The organism is Trinickia symbiotica (genome assembly GCF_002934455.1).
In the GTDB taxonomy this organism is placed as follows: Bacteria; Pseudomonadota; Gammaproteobacteria; order Burkholderiales; family Burkholderiaceae; genus Trinickia; species Trinickia symbiotica.
Window position 1 is genome coordinate 52698 of record NZ_PTIR01000003.1, and the last position, 21379, is coordinate 74076.

Annotated in this window: 19 protein-coding genes and 1 pseudogene; 1 reads left to right on the forward strand and 19 read right to left on the reverse strand. The window is 63.7% G+C overall.

Going from position 1 to position 21379, the window contains the following annotated elements:
* Positions 1-3: 3 nt before the first annotated feature.
* The 11 genes and pseudogenes from B0G57_RS06405 to glnT form a co-directional block, all read right to left on the reverse strand.
* Positions 4-1047, reverse strand: a complete 1044-nt coding sequence (locus B0G57_RS06405; protein ID WP_102606853.1) for an LLM class flavin-dependent oxidoreductase — start codon at positions 1045-1047, stop codon at positions 4-6.
* A 67-nt stretch (positions 1048-1114) separates the two neighbouring features.
* Positions 1115-2071: a flavin reductase family protein gene (locus tag B0G57_RS31300; protein ID WP_199189625.1), complete on the reverse strand. Its 957-nt coding sequence runs from the start codon at positions 2069-2071 to the stop codon at positions 1115-1117.
* 18 nt (positions 2072-2089) lie between these two features.
* Positions 2090-2956: pseudogene (locus B0G57_RS31305) on the reverse strand (alpha/beta fold hydrolase); the annotation flags it as partial.
* Entirely contained in the window at positions 2946-3533 is a 588-nt protein-coding gene (locus B0G57_RS06415; RefSeq protein ID WP_102606855.1) for an amino acid synthesis family protein, read from the reverse strand. The pseudogene B0G57_RS31305 and the gene B0G57_RS06415, both read right to left, overlap by 11 nt.
* Positions 3534-3773: 240 nt before the next feature.
* Positions 3774-4475 carry a GntR family transcriptional regulator gene (locus tag B0G57_RS06420; protein ID WP_189595320.1) on the reverse strand — a complete coding sequence of 234 codons (702 nt, stop codon included), beginning with the start codon at positions 4473-4475 and terminating at the stop codon, positions 3774-3776.
* A gap of 135 nt (positions 4476-4610) precedes the next feature.
* Complete coding sequence (locus B0G57_RS06425; RefSeq protein WP_102606857.1) at positions 4611-6353, reverse strand: bifunctional protein-serine/threonine kinase/phosphatase; 1743 nt, start codon at positions 6351-6353, stop codon at positions 4611-4613.
* Positions 6350-7783 (reverse strand): APC family permease, encoded by a 1434-nt coding sequence (locus tag B0G57_RS06430; RefSeq protein WP_102606858.1) that lies wholly within the window; start codon positions 7781-7783, stop codon positions 6350-6352. Before B0G57_RS06430 ends, B0G57_RS06425 begins: the two co-directional genes overlap by 4 nt.
* 54 nt (positions 7784-7837) lie before the next feature.
* On the reverse strand, positions 7838-9199 hold the full coding sequence (locus B0G57_RS06435; protein WP_102606859.1) for an FMN-binding glutamate synthase family protein: 1362 nt from the start codon (positions 9197-9199) through the stop codon (positions 7838-7840).
* A gap of 18 nt (positions 9200-9217) precedes the next feature.
* Positions 9218-9907 (reverse strand): GltB/FmdC/FwdC-like GXGXG domain-containing protein, encoded by a 690-nt coding sequence (locus tag B0G57_RS06440; protein WP_102606860.1) that lies wholly within the window; start codon positions 9905-9907, stop codon positions 9218-9220.
* Positions 9895-10803, reverse strand: a complete 909-nt coding sequence (locus B0G57_RS06445; protein WP_102606861.1) for a class II glutamine amidotransferase — start codon at positions 10801-10803, stop codon at positions 9895-9897. The genes B0G57_RS06440 and B0G57_RS06445 overlap by 13 nt, the downstream gene beginning before the upstream one ends.
* Positions 10804-10814: 11 nt before the next feature.
* A complete protein-coding gene (glnT, locus tag B0G57_RS06450) occupies positions 10815-12209 on the reverse strand; it encodes a type III glutamate--ammonia ligase (protein WP_189595321.1) in 1395 nt (464 codons plus the stop codon).
* A gap of 137 nt (positions 12210-12346) precedes the next feature.
* Here glnT and B0G57_RS06455 point away from each other — a divergent pair, with 137 nt between their 5' ends.
* The gene (locus B0G57_RS06455; RefSeq protein WP_102606862.1) at positions 12347-12949 is read left to right on the forward strand and encodes a helix-turn-helix domain-containing protein; all 603 of its coding nucleotides are present in this window, start codon (positions 12347-12349) and stop codon (positions 12947-12949) included.
* A 288-nt stretch (positions 12950-13237) separates the two neighbouring features.
* On the opposite strand, the gene B0G57_RS06460 is transcribed toward B0G57_RS06455, so the two are convergent.
* The 8 genes from B0G57_RS06460 to msuE form a co-directional block, all read right to left on the reverse strand.
* A complete protein-coding gene (locus tag B0G57_RS06460) occupies positions 13238-14203 on the reverse strand; it encodes a LysR family transcriptional regulator (RefSeq protein ID WP_102607082.1) in 966 nt (321 codons plus the stop codon).
* A 380-nt stretch (positions 14204-14583) separates the two neighbouring features.
* Positions 14584-15372: an ABC transporter ATP-binding protein gene (locus B0G57_RS06465; protein WP_102606863.1), complete on the reverse strand. Its 789-nt coding sequence runs from the start codon at positions 15370-15372 to the stop codon at positions 14584-14586.
* Positions 15373-15374: 2 nt separating this feature from the next.
* Positions 15375-16739, reverse strand: coding sequence for an ABC transporter substrate-binding protein (locus B0G57_RS06470; RefSeq protein ID WP_102606864.1), 1365 nt, complete (start codon positions 16737-16739; stop codon positions 15375-15377).
* 57 nt (positions 16740-16796) lie between these two features.
* Positions 16797-17852 carry a branched-chain amino acid ABC transporter permease gene (locus tag B0G57_RS06475; protein WP_102606865.1) on the reverse strand — a complete coding sequence of 352 codons (1056 nt, stop codon included), beginning with the start codon at positions 17850-17852 and terminating at the stop codon, positions 16797-16799.
* A gap of 7 nt (positions 17853-17859) precedes the next feature.
* Entirely contained in the window at positions 17860-18741 is an 882-nt protein-coding gene (locus B0G57_RS06480; protein WP_102606866.1) for a branched-chain amino acid ABC transporter permease, read from the reverse strand.
* An 11-nt stretch (positions 18742-18752) separates the two neighbouring features.
* Entirely contained in the window at positions 18753-19544 is a 792-nt protein-coding gene (locus B0G57_RS06485; protein WP_102606867.1) for an ABC transporter ATP-binding protein, read from the reverse strand.
* Positions 19545-19630: 86 nt separating this feature from the next.
* A complete protein-coding gene (gene sfnG, locus B0G57_RS06490) occupies positions 19631-20737 on the reverse strand; it encodes a dimethylsulfone monooxygenase SfnG (RefSeq protein WP_102606868.1) in 1107 nt (368 codons plus the stop codon).
* Between the two features lie 38 nt (positions 20738-20775).
* On the reverse strand, positions 20776-21357 hold the full coding sequence (gene msuE, locus B0G57_RS06495) for an FMN reductase (RefSeq protein WP_102606869.1): 582 nt from the start codon (positions 21355-21357) through the stop codon (positions 20776-20778).
* Positions 21358-21379: the final 22 nt, after the last annotated feature.

Below are 21379 nucleotides of genomic sequence, written 5' to 3' on the forward strand. Positions count from 1 at the left end.
ACGTCAGCGTGCGCTAAATGCAGGCATCACTTCGGAGATGAACAGCTCGACCGACTTGCGCTTGCGCTCGAAGCTCATATGGCTGTCGAGCCAGAAGCTGTATTGGTCGTAGCCCAGTTCCTCGTAGCGCTTCAGCCGCGCGATGACTTCTTTCGGCTCGCCGATGACAAGGTTCTTGCGGATTGCGTCAGGCGAATACTGCGGGAACATTTCGACGTCCGCATCGGTGAGTGGCTCCATGAATCCTTGCGCGATCGGGCGTTCGTTCTTGAACCATTTGCTGAAGTACCGGTAAAAGCGCGCGAGATCTTCCACGGCCGCATCGACCTCGGCCGCATTGGCGCCGACGAACGTGTGCATCAGCATCATCACTTGCGGGCGCGGCACGTCGGGATTCGCGGCACATGCCGCATCGAAGCGCTCCATGAGGCTAGCGACTTCGGCATCGCCCGCGGCCAACGATGTGACCTGTACGTTGCAGCCGTTCGCCACGGCGAACGCATGCGAGTTCGGATCGCGCGCGGCGAGCCACATCGGCGGATGCGGCTGCTGAATCGGGCGCGGGACGGGTGTCGCGGCGGGCCACGACCAGAATTCGCCTTGATGTGCGTAATCACCCTCGAACAGCTTGCGCAAAGCCGGCACGAGCTCGCGCATGCGCGCTCCCGCGCTCATCGCATCGAGCCCGGGCAACAGGCGCTCGTACTCGAACGAATAGGCGCCGCGCGCGATACCGAGATCGAGCCTGCCGTTGCTCGCGACGTCGACCATGCCGGCTTCGCCGGCAAGTGCAATCGGATGCCAGAACGGCGCGATGACAGTACCCGTGCCCAGACGAATGCGCTCCGTTTTCGCGGCGAGATACGACAAATTGACGAACGGATTTGGCGCGATCGTGAATTCCATCGCATGATGCTCGCCGATCCACGCCGTCTCGAACCCTCCGCGCTCGGCAATCTGCACGAGCTCGGTCATCTGATCGAACAGTTCGCGATGCGACGTCTTCGTGTCGTACCGCTCCATGTGTAGAAACAACGAGAACTTCATGATCTTGAATCTCCATTGGGCACGTCCGGAGCATCGTTTCGCCGCGCGCCTCGATCGATGAACGCGTTCAGTGAGCCGGCGCGAGAGGTTGGACCATGCCGGCCTCGGTATCGCCGACATAGATGCCGAACGCATCTTCGCTACGCTCTCGCACATAGCGTTCGAGCATCGAGCGCACGGCGGCGTCGGGCAATGCATCCCAGGGAATCTGATGCAACGGGACGATTCGAAGCGCACCGCCCGACTGCGGTCCGATATCGTTCTTCACGCGGCCGCGGTAGTAGATGTTCACGCCGGGCGTCGGCCCTTTGCCTGATTCGAATACGGCGAAAAGAAAGTCCAGATGCACCTGGAGGCCGAGCTTCGCCAAGGCGCCATGCAGGCTCGCAGGGTCGCTTTCCGGTTCGAGCTTGGCGCCGGTCGGCAGTTGCAATCCCTCGGGCGTATCGAGCATGACGAGCCCATGGCGATGCTCGAGAATCGCGCCGACTCGCGCACGCGGTCCCGCCGCGGCCAGCGCGTCGAGCGACAGGCTGAAGTTCACGTAGGCGCCGCGGCAGTAGCCAAGCGGCGACGAGGGCGTATGAATGAAGTCCAGGACGCGACCGATCAAAATGATGTGGTCGCCCGCATCGACGACTTCGTGTGTTGCGCAATCGAAGCTGGCCGCCGCCCCATCCATGACCGGCGCGCCGGTGATGCGCGCATGCCAGGCCACTTGCGAGAACTTGTCGGCCGCCTTCGAGGCGAATACACCCGACACGGCCTTCTGGTCCTCGGCCAGCACGCTCACAGCGAAATGACGCGTCCGCGAGAACACCGGAAAGCTCGATGCCGTCTTTGCGATGCAAACGAGAATGAGCGGCGGATCGAGCGAAACCGACGTGAACGAGTTTGCCGTGAAGCCGCGCGGGGACCCGTCTGGCTGGATCGTCGTCACGACCGTCACACCCGTCACGAACGCGCCGAGCGCACGGCGAAATTCGGCGATATCGATGGCCTGTTCGTTGGTTGGCTCACTCATTGCGTCCCTCCGACTTCGATCCGCTGCTCGCCCACCGCACTTGCTGTCGGGCGCCCCCGCTCCGAGCAGAAATGCGAGCAGCCGTTCGTTCACTTGCGCCGGATTGGTCACGTTCATCATATGGCGCTCGTCAGCGATGATTTCCGCGCGGCCGAACGGCGCGGCAGCCGCCATGGCGCGCGACATTGCGGGATTCGAATTCGCGTCGCATTCGCCCGTAAGAAAAAGCGCGGGCATGGTCAGACTCGCCAGCCGGCCGACATGCGCGTCGTCCGATCGCGCAAAGAGGCGATACGTGCGCGCGTATCCTTCAGGATCGACATTCGAGAGCAGCGCACGCACCGCTTGCGCCGCCTTCGTCAGATGCGCCGGAACCGGATCGCCGAACCACCTTGCGAGCGTGGCCTCGATACCCGCTTCGTCGGGCGTATTGCCAAGCATGGCCGCTCGGCCCATGACTGCTTCGCGTTGGCTGGGCGTGCGGTCGTACACCGCGTTCAACGCCGCGACGCTGAGCGCGCGGTTCGGATGTGTCAGCGCAAACTCGAGTGCCACGAGCGCGCCCATCGAATGACCAACGACATGCGCGCGCTCGATTAGCAACGCGTCGAGCAGACGCTCGAGCTGCGCGGCGTATTCGCCGAGCGTAGGCTCGGGCGCGGGCAAAGCGCTGCCGCCATGTCCGAGCATGTCGTAGGCGATGACGCGATAGTGCGTCGTCAACGCATCGATCTGCGGAGACCAGACGCTTTGGTTCATGCCTACGCCATGGATCAGCACGACTGACTCGCACGCGCCACCCGCCCGCGGCGGAAAAACGCTGTAGCTCGTGCCCGCGACGACGCCGCACATCATGGCAGGGTCGAGCGCGCGGTCAGCCTTCATTGGCCTCGAGCTCCTTCAGGTCCTGATAGCGGTCGCCGATGCGGTGGTGCGGCCGTCCGCCGATCGATGCGCCCAATGCGATCACGACCTCGTCCGGAGCGGGTGCATCGCCGATTGAGAATTGCACAGTCAGGTAATGCGAACGCATCCCTTCGTCGTGCTTGTGCATCAGCGGAATCGAAATCGGGCAGTTGGGGCCGCCGCGCAAATTCGTGAAGCTCAGGTAGCTCTTCGCGCCGACCGCCTGGCGGAACTTGTTGCCGAAGCGCAGCGTGTGGATCAGCGCGGATGCATGCTCGACCTCACCCGAAGTGCCGACGATCGCTGCCTTGCCGTACCCCTCGACAGCCTCTCCGCCGCCGGCGAGACGGAGCACTTCGGCGGTCAGAATTTCGCCGAGCTGCGGCGCGAGCGCATGGATTTCCGGCTTCAGGTCTTCAACGAAACCGCGCCCCGCCCATGGATTGCGAATCACCGCGGCGGCGCCAAACAACTTCAATGGCTGCGCCGCCTCCTTGCCGCCTTCGATGAACGTCGTCTCGGCGTAGGTGACCAGCTTGCGCATCTCCAATTTCATACCCGTTCTCCTTGCGAAGTGCCCGTTGGTGTCGCTTTCGGAGATTATGGTATGCCATCAATTTGGCCGCACCAAGCGTTTCAATATTATGGAATACCATGATATGGCAGACGGAACCTCAGCGCGCCATGGGACGAGACGCGGCGCTCAGCCAAGCCCAAAAACAACGGCCGTCGGGTCGATTGCACCCCAAAAGTCGGACGCCGATCCAACCTTTGGGCGAATCGCTTGCGGCAGTCGTCAGGCGCGGCGGCTCGCTGGCTCTTGCTGTTGCCGTTCCTGCTCTGCGAGCGCATCCAACGCGAGTTCGGATGCGCGACGGATATGCGCCGCCGACGCCGCCGATGCCGCCTCTCCGTCGTGCCGCTCGATTGCGTCGAGCAGCGCATTCATCTCCCGGTTCGACTCCGCGCCGCGGCCGGGCATCGCGATCGTCATCGCGCGAAGCCGGTTGATTCGCGCGTTCAGCGACTTGACGACGGTGAGCGAGACCTGTTTGCCCGCCCCTTCGAACATTGCGTCGTAGAAGTGCTCGGTGTATTCCAGGACGCGCGAGAGGTCTTCCTTCTCGAATGCGTCCTCGATCATCTTGCGGATCTTGCGCAACCGCTTGACGAGCTGGGGTGTGGCCAGCTCGGCGCACGCACGCGCCGCGTTGGCCTCGAGCAAGCCGCGCAACTCATACATCTCGCCGATCAGCGCAGGATCGAGCCGCGCGACGATCGGCCCGTGCCCCGCCGCAATTTCCACGAGTCCCTCCGTCTCCAGATGCCTCAACACTTCCCGCACGACGGTGCGGCTCACGCCGAGCTCATCGCACAGTGTTCTTTCGACAAGGCGGTCGCCCGGACGGAAATAACCTTGGACGATCGCGCCCCGCAGTTTGTCCAGGGTGAGCTCGCGAAGCGTCTTGGCGTTGCGGTCGATTTTGAGGTCTGGCATAGGGAGCACAAATAATAGAGACGAAGCCACGCGTCGCATCAAGCCGACCGAAGTCCACGCGTTGGAATGCCATATTATCGCCCATCTTCCATTGCCTCTTTTGTCGATCTGTCCGAAGGCCGCTCCCAGCGTCGTTCAAGTTCCCCCTAAACCGTGCGCCAGCGCGATCAGCAACAGAATCAGAAGAACCAGCGCCACGGTCTTCCAGAACATCACCGGATTGCGCGCGATCAACGGCAGCCGCGCCGCGGATTCCGTTTCGCCGCCGCCCGCGGCGAATCGATCGAGGTCGGCGCAGACCTCGATTGCATCCTGATAGCGGCGTTCGGGATCGCTCTGCGTCGCTTTTTCGAGCACGAGGTCGAGCCACACGGGAAGGCCGGGCCGGTGTCGATACAGCGGCACTCGCCCATTGAAGCCGTAGGGCGAGCGTCCGCCGCTGAACATGCGATACAGGGTGACGCCGAACGTGAAGACCTCGGAGCGCGCATCGCCCTGCGCGCCCTTGATGAGCTCGGGCGCCATGTAGGCGGGAGTACCCGGCGCGGTGGACGGCCCCGGCGCAAGCATTCCTGGCATATAGGCAAAGCCCAGATCGAGGAGCCTCACGCTGTCGTCGGGCAGCACCAGGACATTATCGGGTTTGATGTCGCGATGGAAAATGCCCAGCCGATTCAGCGCGTGGACCGCATGGCCGAGTTGCCGTGCGATCGCCAGCCCGCGCATCAGCGATATCGTCGTCTGGGTCATCAGGGTCTCCAGTGTCGAGCCGTCGAGGAACGGCATCACGACATAGAGGCGGCTCTGCCGCGCGGGATCGATCGCGCTCGGCGCAAGAATGTACTCGTCGTCGATCTTCCCCGCGAGCCACCGTTCCCGCACGATCGCCTGGCGCACGTTCGCGTCCTCGTCCACGCGCGGCTTCGGGAACTTGAGCGCGAGCCGCACATTCGGCTCGGCTAGATCGTGGCCAATGAAGATGCGGGAGTAGCGGCCGTCGCTCAGGATCGCGGTCAGCACATAACCATCGACCACATCCCCGCACGCGGGAACCGCGAGAATCGGCAGATCGCCAAGCACGCCTTCGAGATAGCGATAGTCGAGTACCGGAATCTTGCGCACGTCGACCACGACCGCCGAGATGTCGTCGATGGAGCCGCGCGAGCGCGCAGTCTGAACGAGCCGACGGGCTACGATGTCTGCGGACGCCTGCGCCGACAGCGTGGCCCGCAGCTCGCGCGCCGGCATACGTCGATAGAGACCGTCGGTGCAGAGCAGCAGGCGGTCGCCTTCCCGAAGCGCCCAGCGCTCGATGCGCGTCACGAGCTCGCACTGCAGCCCCACCGCATGGGCGACGAAGGCACCGAACGGCACGTCCATGACGTCATCTACGCCGAGTTGCGACAGCTCGCCCCCGCGCATCCGGTAGAGCCGCACATCCCCTGCGCCGATCAGCCAGGCGGCGCCGCCCCTGATCATGAGCGCCGCGAAGCACGCCGCCATCTGGCTCAGCTCGGCATCGCCGCGGCCAATTTGGTGCAGCCAGCGGTGAATCGCATCGAGCGAGCGCGATGCGGCGGCATCGGGCGCCAGCGTGTCAGGAGGCGCGTAGTAGCCGTCGATGAAGCTGCGCACGGCGAGCTCGGCGGCCACGCGCCCGCCCCGCCCGCCGCTCATCCCGTCGGCCAGCGCCACCACGCTGCCGCGCGTCGTGCGTTGCGTGACGTCGCCCAGCATCACGCCGACGTAGTCCTCGTTGCGCGCGCCGCGGCCCGCTTCCGAAACGAAGGCAATGTCGAGCTCGGGGCATTCGCCGCGCTCTGGCCGCAGCGTCATACCCCCTTGCTCGGCGAGGTTCGCGAGGGGAACGTCGTTCATTTCCTGTCGAAAATCTCGGCCTCGCTCGATTCGAGGTCATGCTCGATCTTATCGAGAACCTGCGGCGCACGCTTCTTCAGCATCGCGAGCCAGCCCATGCCGAACGCCATGTAGGCAGCGAACAGATACGGCAGGATGTTGTACGGCCAGGCCGGCACCGGATACACACTGCCGAAGAACCCGCCGATCATCGCGACCGCGCCGAGGATGCCCACCACGAGATTGGCGAGCTTAAGCTGTCCTTGCTTTTTCAAATAAATCGGGGCCGAGACCGAGATCAAGAAGTAAGCCACGATGAAGCCGAAGGTCGCGAAGGTGCTCGTATAGCCGAACGTGTTCAACGCACCGGTGCCGAGCAACGCGAGATTCACGGCCAGCGAGAGGAGCGCGGCAAAGGCCACCGCATAGTGCGGCGTCTGATGCTTCGTATGGACCATGCCCATCGAGCGATGAACGAATTGATAGCGGCCCATCGAAAACAGCAGACGACTCGCGGCGTTGATCGAGGCCAGCACGCAGGCGAACGCGCTCACCGATGCAATCAGATAGAACAGCGGGGCCAGCGCCGGCGCGCCGAGCCCGTTCAGCAGCGTCTGCAGCGGGGCGGTGTCGTTGCCAAGCTTGTTCACGTCTCCGCCATACGCGACGACCATCGAGTAAGCAACGAACATAAAGAAGCCGCCGGCCACCACCATGCTCCAGATGATCGCGCGAGGAATCGCCTTCAACGGGTCCTTCGTTTCCTTGCCGAGGGACGCGGCGCTCTCGAATCCGACGAATGAGAAGATGCCGAGCACCATCGCCTCCGCCATGCCTTTGGGCGTCGTGCCTTGCAGCGATAACTGCGCATGATCGACGACGCGTTCGGGATGCTGGTAGAACACCACAAACAGCACGCCGCCGACGATCGAGATCGAGGCGGCTTCGATCGCTAGACTCAAGCGCGACGACAGCTTGATGTCGCGCGACGAGAGGAACCAGGCCAACGCCGCGCTGACCAGATAGATGAGCCAGATCGGTACGGCGATGCCGAACGGCGCGAACGCATTTTGGACGAAGATGGCCTCGCCGGCGAGCACGCCCATCGCCGTGCCGGTGTACGCCGCAATGAGTCCCCATCCCGCGATGCCGCCCGCAATCGGACCCAGCGCCCGCGAGATGAAGATGAAGAACGACCCGGCCGCCGCAAAGCGGCTCGCCAGCACAGCGATGTTGAGACTCACGAACATGAGCCCGAGCGTCGACAGCCCGTAGACGAGCCAACTGCCCGCGCCGGCGAGCGCCGCGACCGCCACGACGTTGATCGACGGCGTCAGGGTGGGAGAGATGTTGGCCAGTGACTGGCCGATGGTCTCCATGAAGCCCAGGCTCGATGATCGAAGATTGGCGGACTGCGAAGGAACCGACGTGGATTGCTGCGATACGCTCATGCTGACTCTCCATAGATCGAAGTGCCTGGCGCGCCGCGCCAGGTCTCGGGGTGCTCAAACGTTCGCCAGTCCCGGAATCCACGAGGTGCCGGCGAGCGGCACACGCGCCATCGCGGCGGCCTCCACCGTCAACGCCACGAGATCCTCCGGTTCGAGGTGATGCACGTTCTGCTTGCCGCAGGCGCGTGCGATCGTCGTCAATTCGATATTCAGCGTCTTCAAGTAGTTGCGTACCCGGCGCGCGCCTTCTTCCGGCTGCAGTCGCTGCTCGAGCCCGGCGTCCTGCGTCGTCACGCCGACCGGGCACTTACCCGTGTGGCAGTGGTGGCAATAGCCGGGCGCCGTATTGAGCGCTGCGTACTCCGCGGCGGCCGGGTGCAGCGCGCCGTCCTTGAAATAGGTGTCGCTGTTGCACCCGAGCGCCATCAGCACGCCCTGCCCGATGGCCACGGCATCGGCGCCGAGCGCGAGCGCCTTCGCCACGTCCGCCCCCGTGCGGATGCCGCCGGATACGATCAACTGCACCTGCCCCTTCATATTCAGGTCCTCGAGCGCGTCGACGGCCTGCCGCACCGCGGCCAGCGTCGGGATGCCGACGTTCTCGATGAAGCACGTTTGCGTCGCCGCGGTGCCTCCTTGCATTCCGTCGATCACCACGACGTCCGCCCCCGCATGCACCGCGAGCTTGACGTCGTTGAACGTGCGCGTCGCGCCGACCTTCACGTAGATCGGCTTTTCCCAATCGGTGATTTCGCGCAATTCCTGAATCTTGATCGCGAGATCGTCGGGACCGGTCCAGTCCGGATGACGGCTCGCCGAACGCTGATCCACGCCTGCGGGCAGCGTGCGCATCGCGGCGACCCGCGGGTTCACCTTCTGCCCGAGCAGCATCCCCCCGCCGCCCGGCTTCGCGCCTTGGCCGATCACGACTTCGATCGCATCGGCACGACGCACGTCGTCCGGATTGAAGCCATAGCGCGACGGCAGACACTGGTAGACGAGCGTTTTCGACGAGCGGCGCTCTTCTTGCGTCATGCCACCATCACCGGTCGTCGTCGAGGTGCCGGCCGCCGTCGCCGCACGGCCCAGCGCTTCCTTCACATTCGCCGAAAGCGCGCCGAAGCTCATGCCGGCGATCGTGATCGGAATATCGAGCGCGACGGGTTTGCTCGCAAAACGTGTGCCAAGCAGCGTCTGGGTCGTGCATTTCTCGCGATAGCCTTCGAGCGGGTAACGCGAGAGGGACGCGCCCAGGAACAGCAGATCGTCGAAGTGGGGCACACGCCGCTTCGCGCCGAGGCCGCGGATTTCATAAAGGCCGCGTTGCGCGGCCGCGTGGATGTAGTCGATCGTCTTGCGGTCGTAGCCTTGCGACTCTTCCTGCTGCAAGCGGGCGAAGTGAACGGGTTTTTCCATGAGGGCTTTCTCGATGATTTAGTATTCCTGGTCGGCTTCAGCGTTCCAGTGATAGAGCGTGCGGGCCGAAGCGATGCGCCTGAATGCACGCGGATCGTGCTGGAGCCCGGCCGCATCGAGCAGCGCGGCGACGGCCGTCAGATCCGCATCGGTCATCGGCTCGAAGCGGGCGTCAGCCCCGAGCGATTTCACTTCGCCTTTCACGTAGAGCACCGCTTCGTAAAGCGAGTCGCCAAGCGCGTCGCCCGCGTCTCCGCAGATCACCATGCGTCCCGCTTGCGCCATGAAGGCCGAAAAGCTGCCCACCGATCCGCCGACGACGATGTCGCCCCCCTTCAGCGAAATCCCGCAACGCAGACCCGCATCGCCATCGATGACGAGCAATCCGCCATGCGCCGAAGCGCCTGCGCCGTTCGACGCAAAACCCTTCACGTGCACCTTGCCGCTCATCATGTTTTCGGCGACTCCGGTGCCCGCGCTCCCCTCGATGACGATCGTCGCGTGCTGGTTCATGCCGCCCGCGTAGTAGCCGGCATGACCTTCGATCGTGATGCTCACGTCGGCATCGACGCCGACCGCGATGTTGTGCGCGCCGTTGGGCGAGCTCACTTTGATGCGCCGGCCGGCCAGCGCGGCGGCATCGCCGTGCAGGTACTGGTTCAATTCCCTGACCGGCGAGCGCTCAAGGTCGAATGTCACGCTTTCCATACATACATCTCCTCGGGGGCGGGTTCGAAGACCTTCGCGTTCTTGATATCGGGCAAATGAGCAAGCGAACGGAATTCCGACGCGATCGCCACATACTCGTCGCTCTCCGCGACCACGGCAGGCTTGCATGCGAAGGGATCACGGATTAGCGCCAGTTCCGTCGTGGTGCCCATCAGAAACGTGTAGAACCCGTCGAGCTCCTCGAATCCTTTTTGCAGCGCGTCCGGCAACGCGTCGCCTTCGCGCAGACGCCACTCGAGAAAGCGGCACGCCGCTTCCGTGTCGTTGTCGGTATCGAAGTGGATGCCCTCGGGTTCGAGCTTGCGCCGGACACCATGCGCATTCGAAAGCGATCCGTTGTGCACGAGGCAAAAGTCCTCGCCCGCCGTGAACGGATGCGCGCGATCCGGCGTGACTGCCGATTCGGTCGCCATCCGCGTGTGCCCGACCAGATGCGAGCCCTTCATGTCCGCGAAGCCATAGCGTTGCGCGACTTGCGCGGGCGAGCCGATGTCCTTGTAGAGGTCGATCGAGCGGCCCGTCGAGAGCAGATACAACTGCGGATAGTGCTCGCGCAGCCAGCGCTTGACGTTATCGACATTGCCTTGCAGCGTCAGTACGGCATGGTTGCCTTTCGCTTCGATGCGCGCCGTGACGTCCATCGCGGCGTTCAGCGCGTCGACGAGCGGCTGCCAGGCAAAGCGCTCACCCTCTTCCGTGAAGCCCGAGTAGAGGCTCAGTTTGCGCTGGTGCGCATCGACAGCCTTGCCGAAAACGGCCAGCCCCGCCGAATCCGGGCCGCGCTCCGTCATGCCGATCAGCATCGGCACCATCAGTTCGCCGAGCCGTTCACGTAGTGCCGGCGTCTTGACCAGCAAACCTACGATTCCACACATAGTGCGTCTCCTTAGAAAAATTCGAGGTAGCTCTTCAGCTCCCAATCCGATACATGGCGCATGTACTCGAGCCACTCCATGCGCTTCAACTTCAGGAATTCGCCGGCGACGGGGCCGAGCGCGTCACAGATCACGCGGTCGGCTTCGAGCGCGTCGAGCGCCTGCTCGAGGTTCTGCGGCAGCACGCCGATCGCGTGCTCGCGCAATTGCCGCGGCGTCCAGTCGTAGAGGTTCTCGTTGGCGGGCGCGCCCGGCGACAGCTCACGCTCGATGCCGTCGAGCCCGGCCGCGATCACGGCGGCAGTCGCCAGATACGGATTGCACGAGCCGTCCGGCAGGCGCAGTTCGATGCGCTCGCCCGGCATGCGCACCATCGTCGAGCGATTGTTGTCGCCGTAGCTGATGTAGGCGGGCGCCCACGTCGCCCCCGTCAGCGAGCGGCCCACCACGAGCCGCTTGTACGAATTGACAGTCGGATTGCAGAGCGCGGCCAGCGCCGGCGCGTGGGCGAGCAGGCCGGCCGTGAACTGATAGCCGAGCGTCGAGAGGCCCATGCCGAGCGGATCGCTTTTGTCCGCGAACAGATTGCGCTCGCCATCGCCGATCGACATATGCATGTGCATGCCGTTGCCCGGGCGGTTCGCGAACGGCTTCGCCATGAATGAGCAGATCATGCCGAGCTCGTTTGCGATCTCGGACGCGGCCATCTTGAAGAACACGTAGTGATCGCACGACGTCAGGCAATCCGTATACGTGTAGTTGATCTCGAACTGGCCGTTCGCGTCTTCGTGGTCGATCTGATAGACGTCAATACCGACGGCGCGCATCGATTCGGTGAGCTTTTCCAGGAACTCGCGGGTACGCGAGAGGCCTTTGTAGTCGTAGCACGGCTTCGCGAGGGTATCGCTTGGATCGCACGGCTCCAGTACGCCCGCGGTGGAGCGGCGCAGCAGCGAAAACTCCGGCTCGAGCCCTGTGTAGAGCGTCCAGCCGCGCTCGGTCATGCGCGCGACCTGCTTTTTCAACGTCACACGCGAATCGAACGCCCACGGCATGCCGTCGACATGGCCATCGCACGCGATACGAGCGATGCCGGACTGCCAGGGCACAGGCGTGAGCGTCGACAAATCGCCGACGGCCATGAAGTCGGGACCGTTCGGCTCGATCCCGACTCCCCAGATCGCAAAGCCGGCGAAACCCGCTCCCGCGGTCAGTACGCTCTTCAGATGCGCTACCGGTACGGACTTCGCCTTCGCCACACCGTGAATATCGACGAACTGCGCCAGCACGTATTTCACGCCCTGCTGCGCGAGCCAAGCCTGCGCGCTTTCAGCCGTGTCGAAGCGCGGCACGCTCCCGAGCTCGTTCACCGCGGCCGGCAGCTTGCTCGCATCGTTCAGGTTCATTGTCACTCCTTGCCATATTTATTAAGATGCAACGAAATTTCCTGTCAGGAAACGCGCCGCGCGCAATCATGCCCGCTCCCGAGGCGGTTAGACCCGGGCGCTCTGTCAACCTTGCTACCCTTTACCGAGGCTTACCCATGCAAACCGCGGACGACAGCAAATCACCGCTCGAACGCCATCTCGGCACGACCATCCGCGAACTGCGCCAGTCCCACGGACTGACCATCGCGCAGGTCGCCGAACAGGCCGGCATCAGCCGCGGGATGCTCTCGAAGATCGAGAACGCGCAAACCTCGGCCGGCCTCGACGTACTCCATCGCATCGCCATGGCCCTCGGCGTATCGATGTCGGCGCTCTTTCGCAACTTCGACGTCCCGCAAGGCGGCGCCCAACTGGTCAAGAAGGGCGCCGGCATGGAGGTCGTCCGCAAGGGCACGCAGCGCGGCCATACGTACCACCTACTCGCCTACGACCAAGGCCCGCGCAAGCTCTTCGAACCGTTCCTGATCACGATGGACGACGAGTCGGAGCGCTTTCCCGTCTTCGAGCACCCGGGGACGGAGTTCATCCACATGCTCAAGGGCGTGATCGAATACCGCCACGGCCAGCACACCTACATCCTGCATCCGGGGGACACGCTCACGTTCCGAGGCGATATTCCGCATGGCCCCGAACGCTTGATCAAGACGCCGATCCAGTTCCTGTCGATCTTCGTCTATTCGCAGCCCGCCGCCGAATGAACTGCGCGACCCAGTCAACTATCCAGCCCTGATGCAACGTCCATGCCACGTTTATCGATAAGAATCAAAAGTTCCTGTCAATAAACAACGGCGGCGCACCACGGTCCTTCTCGTCATCCTGCTCAACTTGTTGCTGCTTGCCCGCGGTGCGACCGAATCGTGAATGCGGTGCAAACGCGCACTGAAACGGCAACGCGGGTTACGACGGTGTATCAGCCCAGCTTATGAAGCCGACGACGCACATAGCGCACTCTCGGTCATCCGACGCAACATCGGCCGCACGTGCCGCTAGCGCAACGCGTCGGCGGGGAGCTGCGGCAATGCACGCGCCAGCGCCGGCTGAATCGAGCGATCGATGACCGTTCGCGTCAACGTAACGATTTCGCTCGCGAAATCGTCCCACTCGCCCTGCCGGTGCAGCAGGAAAAAGTCGCGCTGCCCGAGCCGCCCGGATGGCAGCGGCAGAACGGCGATTTCCTCCAGATAGTGCCGCGCCTGCCATAGACACAACGGCGTCGAGATCGCAAAACCGAGCCGGGCCGCCACCAGGCTCAGCAGCGGATCGGTCGCGTCGAATTCGTAGCGGCGCGGGCTGTCGATGCCGAGATGCCTCGCGAATCGCTCGACTTGCTGGCCGATCACCGAGCGCGCCGTGTAGCGGATCAGCGGCAGCTCCTTGTTGAGCGTGCGCCAGTCGACCTGCGGACGGCCAGCAACATGGCTTCGTGCGACGACGGCAACGAACGCTTCGGAAAAGAGCGGCACTTCGACAATGCGCGCGTCGTTTAGCGTCGTCTGCGTGCAGACGGCCAGGTCGACCTCCCGGTCGTGCAACTGCTTCGACAGCCCCGGTGTGAGCCCCGACCACAACGCGATCTGCCGCGACGAATTCGACACCGCGCGAATCAGTTCCGGCCCGACCGTCGCCGCGAACGAATCGACGCAACCAAGCCGCACCGGCAGCGTGCCCGCGTGCGACGCGTCCCCGATCCGCGTGCTGACCATCTGCGCATGCTCGAGCAGCGCACCCGCGAGCTCGAGCAACGCGCGCCCCGCGGTGTTCGGCCGCGGCGGGCGGCTCTCCCGATCGAACAGCGTCATGCCCCGATCGCGCTCGAGCGCCGACACGGCTTGGCTGATCGCGCTCTGGCTCACGCCCAGCTGCTTCGCCGCGCCCGTCATCGAGCCCGTTTCGCACACGGCGACGAAGGCCTGCAGCGCGCGCAGATCGATCGGCGTTTGAGATCGTCTCATCGTGACTCCTGTGTCCGCGGCATTCGTCGAATGGCGCGCGACGATGTCGAATGCTGCATGGTCAAAATCCGCCCGCACTCACAATGAGCGATTTCGGGGGCACACGATAAGTTTGCCTAATTCAAAATTGCCGCGCATTTCCGCGGCGAGGGCGCCAGAGGGAGGGATCGAGAGCGTGCTGGGGAACGCTCAATGCGCGGAAACGGAAGAACCGGGCGAGATGTCGATCAACTATGACGCCGAGCTCGTGCGCGCAAGTCGCCGAGCGTTTTCCCGCCTATGAGACGGCGAGACTCGCGTCGTCGTGGACGGGCGTCTTCGACGCGCGAGGCGGTGAGGAACGATCGTTTTCAGCTTTTCTATTGTCTATTGCCTATTGTCTAATGTTCGATCGTCAGTTCGTCATATCGCGCCCCGGCGGCGGCCGCTGCACCGAGATACGCATCGAGCAGCACGTCGGCCTGACGCAGCTCCTCGGGCGTGCCGTGCGCGACGACTCGCCCGCTTTCGAGCACGTACGCCGCCTTCGCATGGCGTAGCGCGACCGCGGCATTCTGCTCGGCCAGCAGAAAACTCACACCTTCGTCCCGGTTGAGTTTGCCGACGATCTCGAAGATCTCCTCGACCAGTTGCGGCGCCAGCCCCATCGACGGTTCGTCGAGCAGCACGAGCGACGGCCTGGACATCAACGCGCGACCGATCGCGATCATCTGCTGTTCGCCGCCGGAGGTGTACCCGGCTGCCTTCCGCCGGCAAACTTTGAGCCGCGGGAAGACCGTATAGATGCGTTCCAGCGCTTCAGCGATCCCCCGCGCGGACGGGCGGCGCACGAACGCACCGATGCGCAGATTATCCTCGACGCTCAGGTGCGCGAAGCAGCGCCGCCCCTCCAGAACCTGCACGAGCCCTTCCTCGGCAAGCCGCCACGGATCGGCGTCGGTCACATCCATGCCGCGGTAGAGGATCGTCCCGCGCACGAGCGCGCCGCGCTCGACGCGCAGCAGGCTCGAGATCGCCTTCAACGTCGTGGTCTTGCCCGCGCCATTTCCCCCGAGCAGCGCGACGATCGCACCATCGGGCACGGTCAGCGACACACCGCCCAGCGCGCAAGCCTGCTGGTTGTAGACCACCGCGATATCGTCAACCTGCAAGATCGGCGCTTGTCCCATGGTCAGCTCTCCTTGCTGCAGTCGCGCGGCGTAATGCCCTTTTCCTTCGCGTAGCCGATTGCCGACTTCTCGATGATCGGCCGCAGCAGCGCACGGTCGGCCTGCACCCAGCCACTGATGACCTTCCAGTGCGCACCGTCCCACTGCTGGAACCGCACGGCACCACCGCCCTCATGATCCGCGCACGACAGCTTCAGTTGCTGCACCAGCCCATATGCGCCGAGCTGCTTCAGCCGCGCATCGTCGAGATTCAGGTGCTCGAAACCCCATCGCACCTGCTCGCCCGTGAGCGGCTTATCGCCAAAGTGCGCCTGGGCGACGCGCAGCGCCTCCACGTTCAGAATGCCGTTGACGACGCCGAGGTTGTAGTAGACCGTGCCGAAGCGCGCGGGATCTTTCAGGTTGCCGTTACCGGTCTTGATCACATACTGGTCGATCGACTGCAGCACGGGAAAGTCGGTACCGGACGGATGTGTCGTGATCGAAATGAAGCCTTTTGCCGCGTCGCCTGCCGGTCGCACGTCCTCCTCGGAATTGCTCCAGATGTTGCCGATGATGTGATCGGCCGGGTAGCCCACTTTCTGCGCCGACTTCAGTGCGACCGGGTTCATCACGCCCCAGCCGCGCAGGATGACCCAGTCAGGATGGATTCTGCGGATCGTCAGCCACTGCGAGCCCTGCTCGTTGCCCGGGTGCGGGACCTCGAGCTGCGTGAGCTCGAAACCGTACTTCTTCGCGAGGATGTCGAGCACTGGAATCGTCTCGCGTCCATAGGGCGAACCGTGGTACAGCACGACGATCTTCTTGCCTTTGAGCGCCGCAGGGCCACCGGACTGTTGCGCGATATAGTTGACGATCGCGGATACCTCGCTGTAGGGATTCAGCTGCAGAGGGAACACGTAAGGGAACACGGCGCCGTCCGTCGAATCCGTCCGTCCGTGGTTGATCGTGATGAGCGGAATCCTGTCGGCAGTCGAGCGGTCGATCGTCGCGTACGCGATGCCGACGGACAGCGGATTCGTCGCCGCGGCCGGCGCGCCGTTCAATCCATGCTTGAGCCGCTCGTAGCACTCGACTCCCTTTTCCACGACATATTCTGTTTCGCATTCGCTCCACGTGAGCTTGACGCCATTCACGCCGCCGTCTCGCGAATTGACCAGTTGCAGGTAGTCGATGAAGCCCCCGAAAAAGCCGCTTCCGCCCGCAGCGTACGGGCCGACCCGGTAACTCTGCAGCGGGAAATACTGCTCGCCCGCCGCCTGCGCGGCCCCCACGCCACCCGCGATCAGCGAAAGGGCCGCACCACCTACCGCAATCAGCCGCGCGATAGCTTGCAACCAGCGGCGATGCTGTGCTGTCGATTTCATGTATTTAGAACTCCTAATTGATTGTCGTGGAAAAACTGAGGCAGCACGTTGGAGAGATCAGGCATCTGCTTGCCGGCCGCGCAATCGCCGGTGCGCATATCCCGCGAGTCGAGCGAGCCCGTCTGGTTCCCTGATCAGAAATACGATGACAAGCACACCGTAGATGATCTTCTGCAGGTTCTGGAGTTGGCCGGCCTCGATACCGACATGCGCGAACCATCCTGCGGCATTGGACAGCAGGATCGGCAGCAATACGATGAATGCGGCGCCGAGGAAATTGCCGCCAATGCTGCCCATGCCGCCGATGATCACGATGAACAGCACCTGGAACGACAGATTGAGATCGAAGCCGTGGGGCTCGACGGTCCCGAGATAGGCAAACGCCCAGAGTGCGCCCGCGATGCCGAGCACGCCCGAACTGAACGCGAACGCGAGCAGCTTGTCCTGGCCGACCCGAAATCCCATCACGCGGGCGGCCGTCTCCATGTCGCGGATCGCCATCCAGCGTCGCCCGAGCTCGCTGCGTACGAGCCTCGCGGCGACCGCGAACGTTGCGGCCACGACAGCGAGCACCAGCAGATAGTGAGTGCCCGGCGTGTCAATCCGGTGCCCCAAGACCGTCACGGCGGGCGCGCTCAGCACGCCCGATGCATCGTCGTTCGAAAACCAGCTCACGCGTGTGAAGAGCCATTCGATGAAAAACTGCGCGGCGAGCGTCGACACAATCAGGTAAAAGCCCCTGATTCGCAGGCTCGGCACCCCGAACACCGTGCCTACCGCGGCGGCAGCGAGCGCACTGAAAGCGAGATCGATCGCGAACGGCAGCGCCGGTACGCGCACCGCGAAGTTGTATGCCGTATACGCGCCGACAGACATGAACGCGGCGGAGCCGAGCGATAGCTGCCCCGCGTAGCCGGTCGCGAGATTGAGCCCGAGCGCGGCGAGCGACAGGATCAGGAATGGCACGAGGATCGCGCTTAGCCAGTAGTCGCTGCCAACGCGAGCAAGCGCAATGAGCACGGCGACCGCCAGGATCACAAGCGCGCGGCGCGGCCAAGACCTGCGCGCGAACTCGGGGCGCGTGGACAGTGGTTCAATCTGAATCGACGACATCGGCTCCTCACACACGTTCGACCGGGGTTTCGCCGAAAAGGCCCGCCGGCCGGATCAGCAGGAAAAGCATCGCGAGCGCGTAGGGAAACCAATTCTCGATTCCCCCACCGATCGCCGTGCCGACGTACACTTCGGCGAGTTTTTCGGCCGCCCCGACCAGCAGGCCTGCCACGATGGCGCCGCCGATCGACGAGAAGCCGCCGATGATGAGCACCGGCAGCGCCTTCAATACAACGAGGGACAGCGAGAATTGGACGCCGAGCCGCGCGCCCCACAGCAGGCCCGCAACGAGGCTCGTGAAGCCGGCGAGCGCCCACACCGCTGCCCAGATGCGCGGCAGCCGGATACCGACAGCGAGCGCTGCTACGGGATCATCAGCGACCGCCCGCAGCGACAGCCCAAAGCGCGTGAAACGCGTCAACAGCGAGAGTCCAGCGACGAGCACCGCCGCGGTGCCGGCGGCAAAAAGGTCGAACTGGCTGACCATCACGCCGCCGATGGCGAGCGGCCGGTCATCGATACCGAGATCGAGACCATGAACCTGCGCGCCCCACAGCAGTTGGGCCCCGCCTTCGATAATCAGGCTCAGCCCGAGCGTCGCCATGAACAGCACGATCGGTGGCCGGTTGACGAGCGGCTTCAGGACCCATTGGCCGATTGCGAGCGCGATCGATGACAATGCAATGAGCGTGAGAGCGAATGCAAGCCACGGTGCCACGTGCCGCTCGACAAGGCTCACGAACGTGAGCGCGCCGAACAGCACGAGCGCGCCATGAGAAAAATTGAATACGCCCGACGCCTTGTAAATCAGCACGAAGCCGATTGCGACAAGCGAGTACATGACGCCGGCAAGCAGTCCGCCCACGAGCACTTCGGTGAAGAACGTCATGATGCGGTCCCTCAATGTCGCGTGCCGAGGTAAGCGGCCAGCACGTCCGGGTTCGCGCGCACCTGCGCCGGCGCGCCATCGGCGATCTTGCGTCCGTAGTCGAGCACGATGACGTGATCGGACAGGCTCATTACGACGCCGATGTCATGCTCGATCAGCACCACGGTCACGCCGAAACGCGCATTGGCGTCGCGGATGTAACCAGCCATTGCGCGCTTTTCTTCCGCGTTCATGCCGGCCATCGGCTCGTCGACCAGCAGCATCCGGGGTGCGCCGGCCAGCGCGCGTGCGAGCTCGACGCGCTTGCGGATGCCGTACGGCAGTGTGCCGACCTCGGTCTCGCGATAGCGCTGCAGATCGAGCGCATCGAGCACCGCTTCCGCGTATCCGCGTTGCTCGGCATCATCGCGGCGGGCGGCGGGCATGCCGAGCGTCTGGGCAAGCCATCCGCCCCGCCGGTGAAGGCTGCGCCCCGTCAACACGTTGTCGAAGACACTCATCCGCGCGAACAGTGCGATATTCTGGAACGTGCGGCCGATTCCCGCGCGCGCCGCGGCGTACGGGGTGATACGCCGGTACTCGCGGCCGTCGAAATGCAGCGTCCCGCGTTGCGGCCGATAAATGCCGCTGATCACGTTCAGCAATGAGCTCTTGCCCGCGCCGTTCGGGCCGATCAGCGCGCTGATGCGGCCCGCGACGACGTCAAAGCTGATGTCGGTCACGGCCGGCACGCCGTTGAACGACAGCGAGATACGATCGAGCGACAGCAACGGCCGCGCGTTCGTCGGGGTTGAAAGCTTCATCGGAGATCCGTTAGGTGAAGGAATGGCTGGAATGGCGAAACGCGCCGCGGCAGCGTGATGCCGCCGACGGCCACGCGCGTTCCGCCTCAAGCCGCGGCCTTCTCGCGCTGACGTGCTTCCAGCTCGCGCACGAGCGGCAGCACCTTGTTGCCGAAATACTCGACTTCCTCGACGAAGTGCAGGAAGCCCGCAAGGACGAGATCCACGCCGATGGACTTCAACTCGACGATCCGTTCCGCGATCTGCTCGGGCGTGCCGATAAGATTCGTGCGGAAGCCGTCGTTGTACTGGACCAAGTCCTCGAACGTCGATTTCGCCCAGTTGCCTTCCCCTTCCGGCGATGCTTTGCCCGCCTGCTTGACGGCATCGCCGAATGCGTTGACCGCTTCGATGTGTGCGTTTTCGATGATGTCATCGAGCACGGCCTTCGCTTCTTCTTCGGTATCGCGCGCGATAATGAACGCGTTCACGCCGATCCGCACCTGGTGATTGTTCTTAGCCGCCTTGGCCTTGATGTCGTCGATTTGCGCCTTCAGGTTCTCCGGCGTGTTGCCGTTCGTGAAGTACCAGTCCGAGACACTCGCCGCGTTGTCGCGTGCCGCGCGGGAGCTTCCTCCTTGAAATACTTCGGGATGCGGCTTCTGCACGGGCTTCGGACTCAGCGTGTAGTTCGTGAAGCGATAGAAGTCGCCCCTGAACGTGAAGTTGTCCTGCGTCCAGATGCCCTTGAGCGCCTGGATGAACTCCTTCGAGCGGCGATAGCGCTCGTCATGCTCGAGCCAAGGCTCCCCGATCGCGGTGAATTCGTCCTTGAACCAGCCGCTGACGACATTGATCGCGATGCGCCCGTTAGAAATATGATCGATCGTGGCGAGCTGCTTCGCCACGACGGCCGGATTCCACGGGCCGGGAAGAATGGCCGCGAGCACCTTCAATTTCGTCGTGGCATGCAACAGCGCCTGGCTGAAAGAAACCGACTCGTGCTGGTATTCAGCGCCGTAGCCCGCCGTGAACCGGATCTGGCTCAATGCATACTCGAATCCCGCACGCTCCGCCGTTTGCGCGAGCTTCTGGTTGTATTCGAGGCTCCAATCCGTGCGCTGCTCGATCGTGCTGACGACGAGGCCGCCACTCACGTTCGGCACCCAGTAGGCGAATTTGACGGCATCGCCAGAAGATGTGTTGTTGCTCATGAAAATGTCCCGCTGATCTAGAGTCAAGAGAAAGGCACTTACGCGGCGAGTGACGTCGCCTCGCGCGACGTATCCGCGGAACGAGCCGCGAGCGCGATCGGCAATGCTCGCGTCACCGCGAGGTCGATGCGTTCGAGCAATGCATCGCTGCCGATGTCGTAGCCGCTGAAGTCCTGCTCGGATGCATAGACGCCGATGGGCAGGGTGCGCGCCTGGAAGAAGCTGAAGAGCGGACGGAGTTGATGATCGATGACGAGCGCATGCCGGTCGCTGCCGCCCGTCGCCGCCAGCAGGACGGGCACGTCGATCAGCGCTTCATGATGGACGAAATCGAAGAGATGCTTGAAAAGACCGGTGTACGAGGCGCGGAAAACAGGACTCGCCACGACGAGCAGATCGGCGGATTCGATCAGGCGTATTTTTGCTTCGACGTCCGCCGGGAGCTGTGTCCGGTATACCGCCCCTGCAAGCTGAGGAGCGATCTCGCCGAGCTCGATCAGATGAGTCTCGATCGGTAGCGCCTTGCCGAGTGTACGCAACAGTGCCTTCGTCAGCACCAAGGTCCGCGAGGGGCGTTGCAGCCCGCCCGAGACGGCAACGACGTTCAACTTACTGCTCATAATTGGGACTCCTAAATTGTGA

Excerpts from the sequence above, each read along its gene's own strand:
- B0G57_RS06405 (WP_102606853.1), bottom strand. The coding sequence starts at position 1,047 with ATGAAGTTCTCGTTGTTTCTACACATGGAGCGGTACGACACGAAGACG.
- B0G57_RS31300 (WP_199189625.1), bottom strand. The coding sequence starts at position 2,071 with ATGAGTGAGCCAACCAACGAACAGGCCATCGATATCGCCGAATTTCGC.
- B0G57_RS06415 (WP_102606855.1), bottom strand. The coding sequence starts at position 3,533 with ATGAAATTGGAGATGCGCAAGCTGGTCACCTACGCCGAGACGACGTTC.
- B0G57_RS06420 (WP_189595320.1), bottom strand. The coding sequence starts at position 4,475 with ATGCCAGACCTCAAAATCGACCGCAACGCCAAGACGCTTCGCGAGCTC.
- B0G57_RS06425 (WP_102606857.1), bottom strand. The coding sequence starts at position 6,353 with ATGAACGACGTTCCCCTCGCGAACCTCGCCGAGCAAGGGGGTATGACG.
- B0G57_RS06430 (WP_102606858.1), bottom strand. The coding sequence starts at position 7,783 with ATGAGCGTATCGCAGCAATCCACGTCGGTTCCTTCGCAGTCCGCCAAT.
- B0G57_RS06435 (WP_102606859.1), bottom strand. The coding sequence starts at position 9,199 with ATGGAAAAACCCGTTCACTTCGCCCGCTTGCAGCAGGAAGAGTCGCAA.
- B0G57_RS06440 (WP_102606860.1), bottom strand. The coding sequence starts at position 9,907 with ATGGAAAGCGTGACATTCGACCTTGAGCGCTCGCCGGTCAGGGAATTG.
- B0G57_RS06445 (WP_102606861.1), bottom strand. The coding sequence starts at position 10,803 with ATGTGTGGAATCGTAGGTTTGCTGGTCAAGACGCCGGCACTACGTGAA.
- glnT (WP_189595321.1), bottom strand. The coding sequence starts at position 12,209 with ATGAACCTGAACGATGCGAGCAAGCTGCCGGCCGCGGTGAACGAGCTC.
- B0G57_RS06455 (WP_102606862.1), top strand. The coding sequence starts at position 12,347 with ATGCAAACCGCGGACGACAGCAAATCACCGCTCGAACGCCATCTCGGC.
- B0G57_RS06460 (WP_102607082.1), bottom strand. The coding sequence starts at position 14,203 with ATGAGACGATCTCAAACGCCGATCGATCTGCGCGCGCTGCAGGCCTTC.
- B0G57_RS06465 (WP_102606863.1), bottom strand. The coding sequence starts at position 15,372 with ATGGGACAAGCGCCGATCTTGCAGGTTGACGATATCGCGGTGGTCTAC.
- B0G57_RS06470 (WP_102606864.1), bottom strand. The coding sequence starts at position 16,739 with ATGAAATCGACAGCACAGCATCGCCGCTGGTTGCAAGCTATCGCGCGG.
- B0G57_RS06475 (WP_102606865.1), bottom strand. The coding sequence starts at position 17,852 with ATGTCGTCGATTCAGATTGAACCACTGTCCACGCGCCCCGAGTTCGCG.
- B0G57_RS06480 (WP_102606866.1), bottom strand. The coding sequence starts at position 18,741 with ATGACGTTCTTCACCGAAGTGCTCGTGGGCGGACTGCTTGCCGGCGTC.
- B0G57_RS06485 (WP_102606867.1), bottom strand. The coding sequence starts at position 19,544 with ATGAAGCTTTCAACCCCGACGAACGCGCGGCCGTTGCTGTCGCTCGAT.
- sfnG (WP_102606868.1), bottom strand. The coding sequence starts at position 20,737 with ATGAGCAACAACACATCTTCTGGCGATGCCGTCAAATTCGCCTACTGG.
- msuE (WP_102606869.1), bottom strand. The coding sequence starts at position 21,357 with ATGAGCAGTAAGTTGAACGTCGTTGCCGTCTCGGGCGGGCTGCAACGC.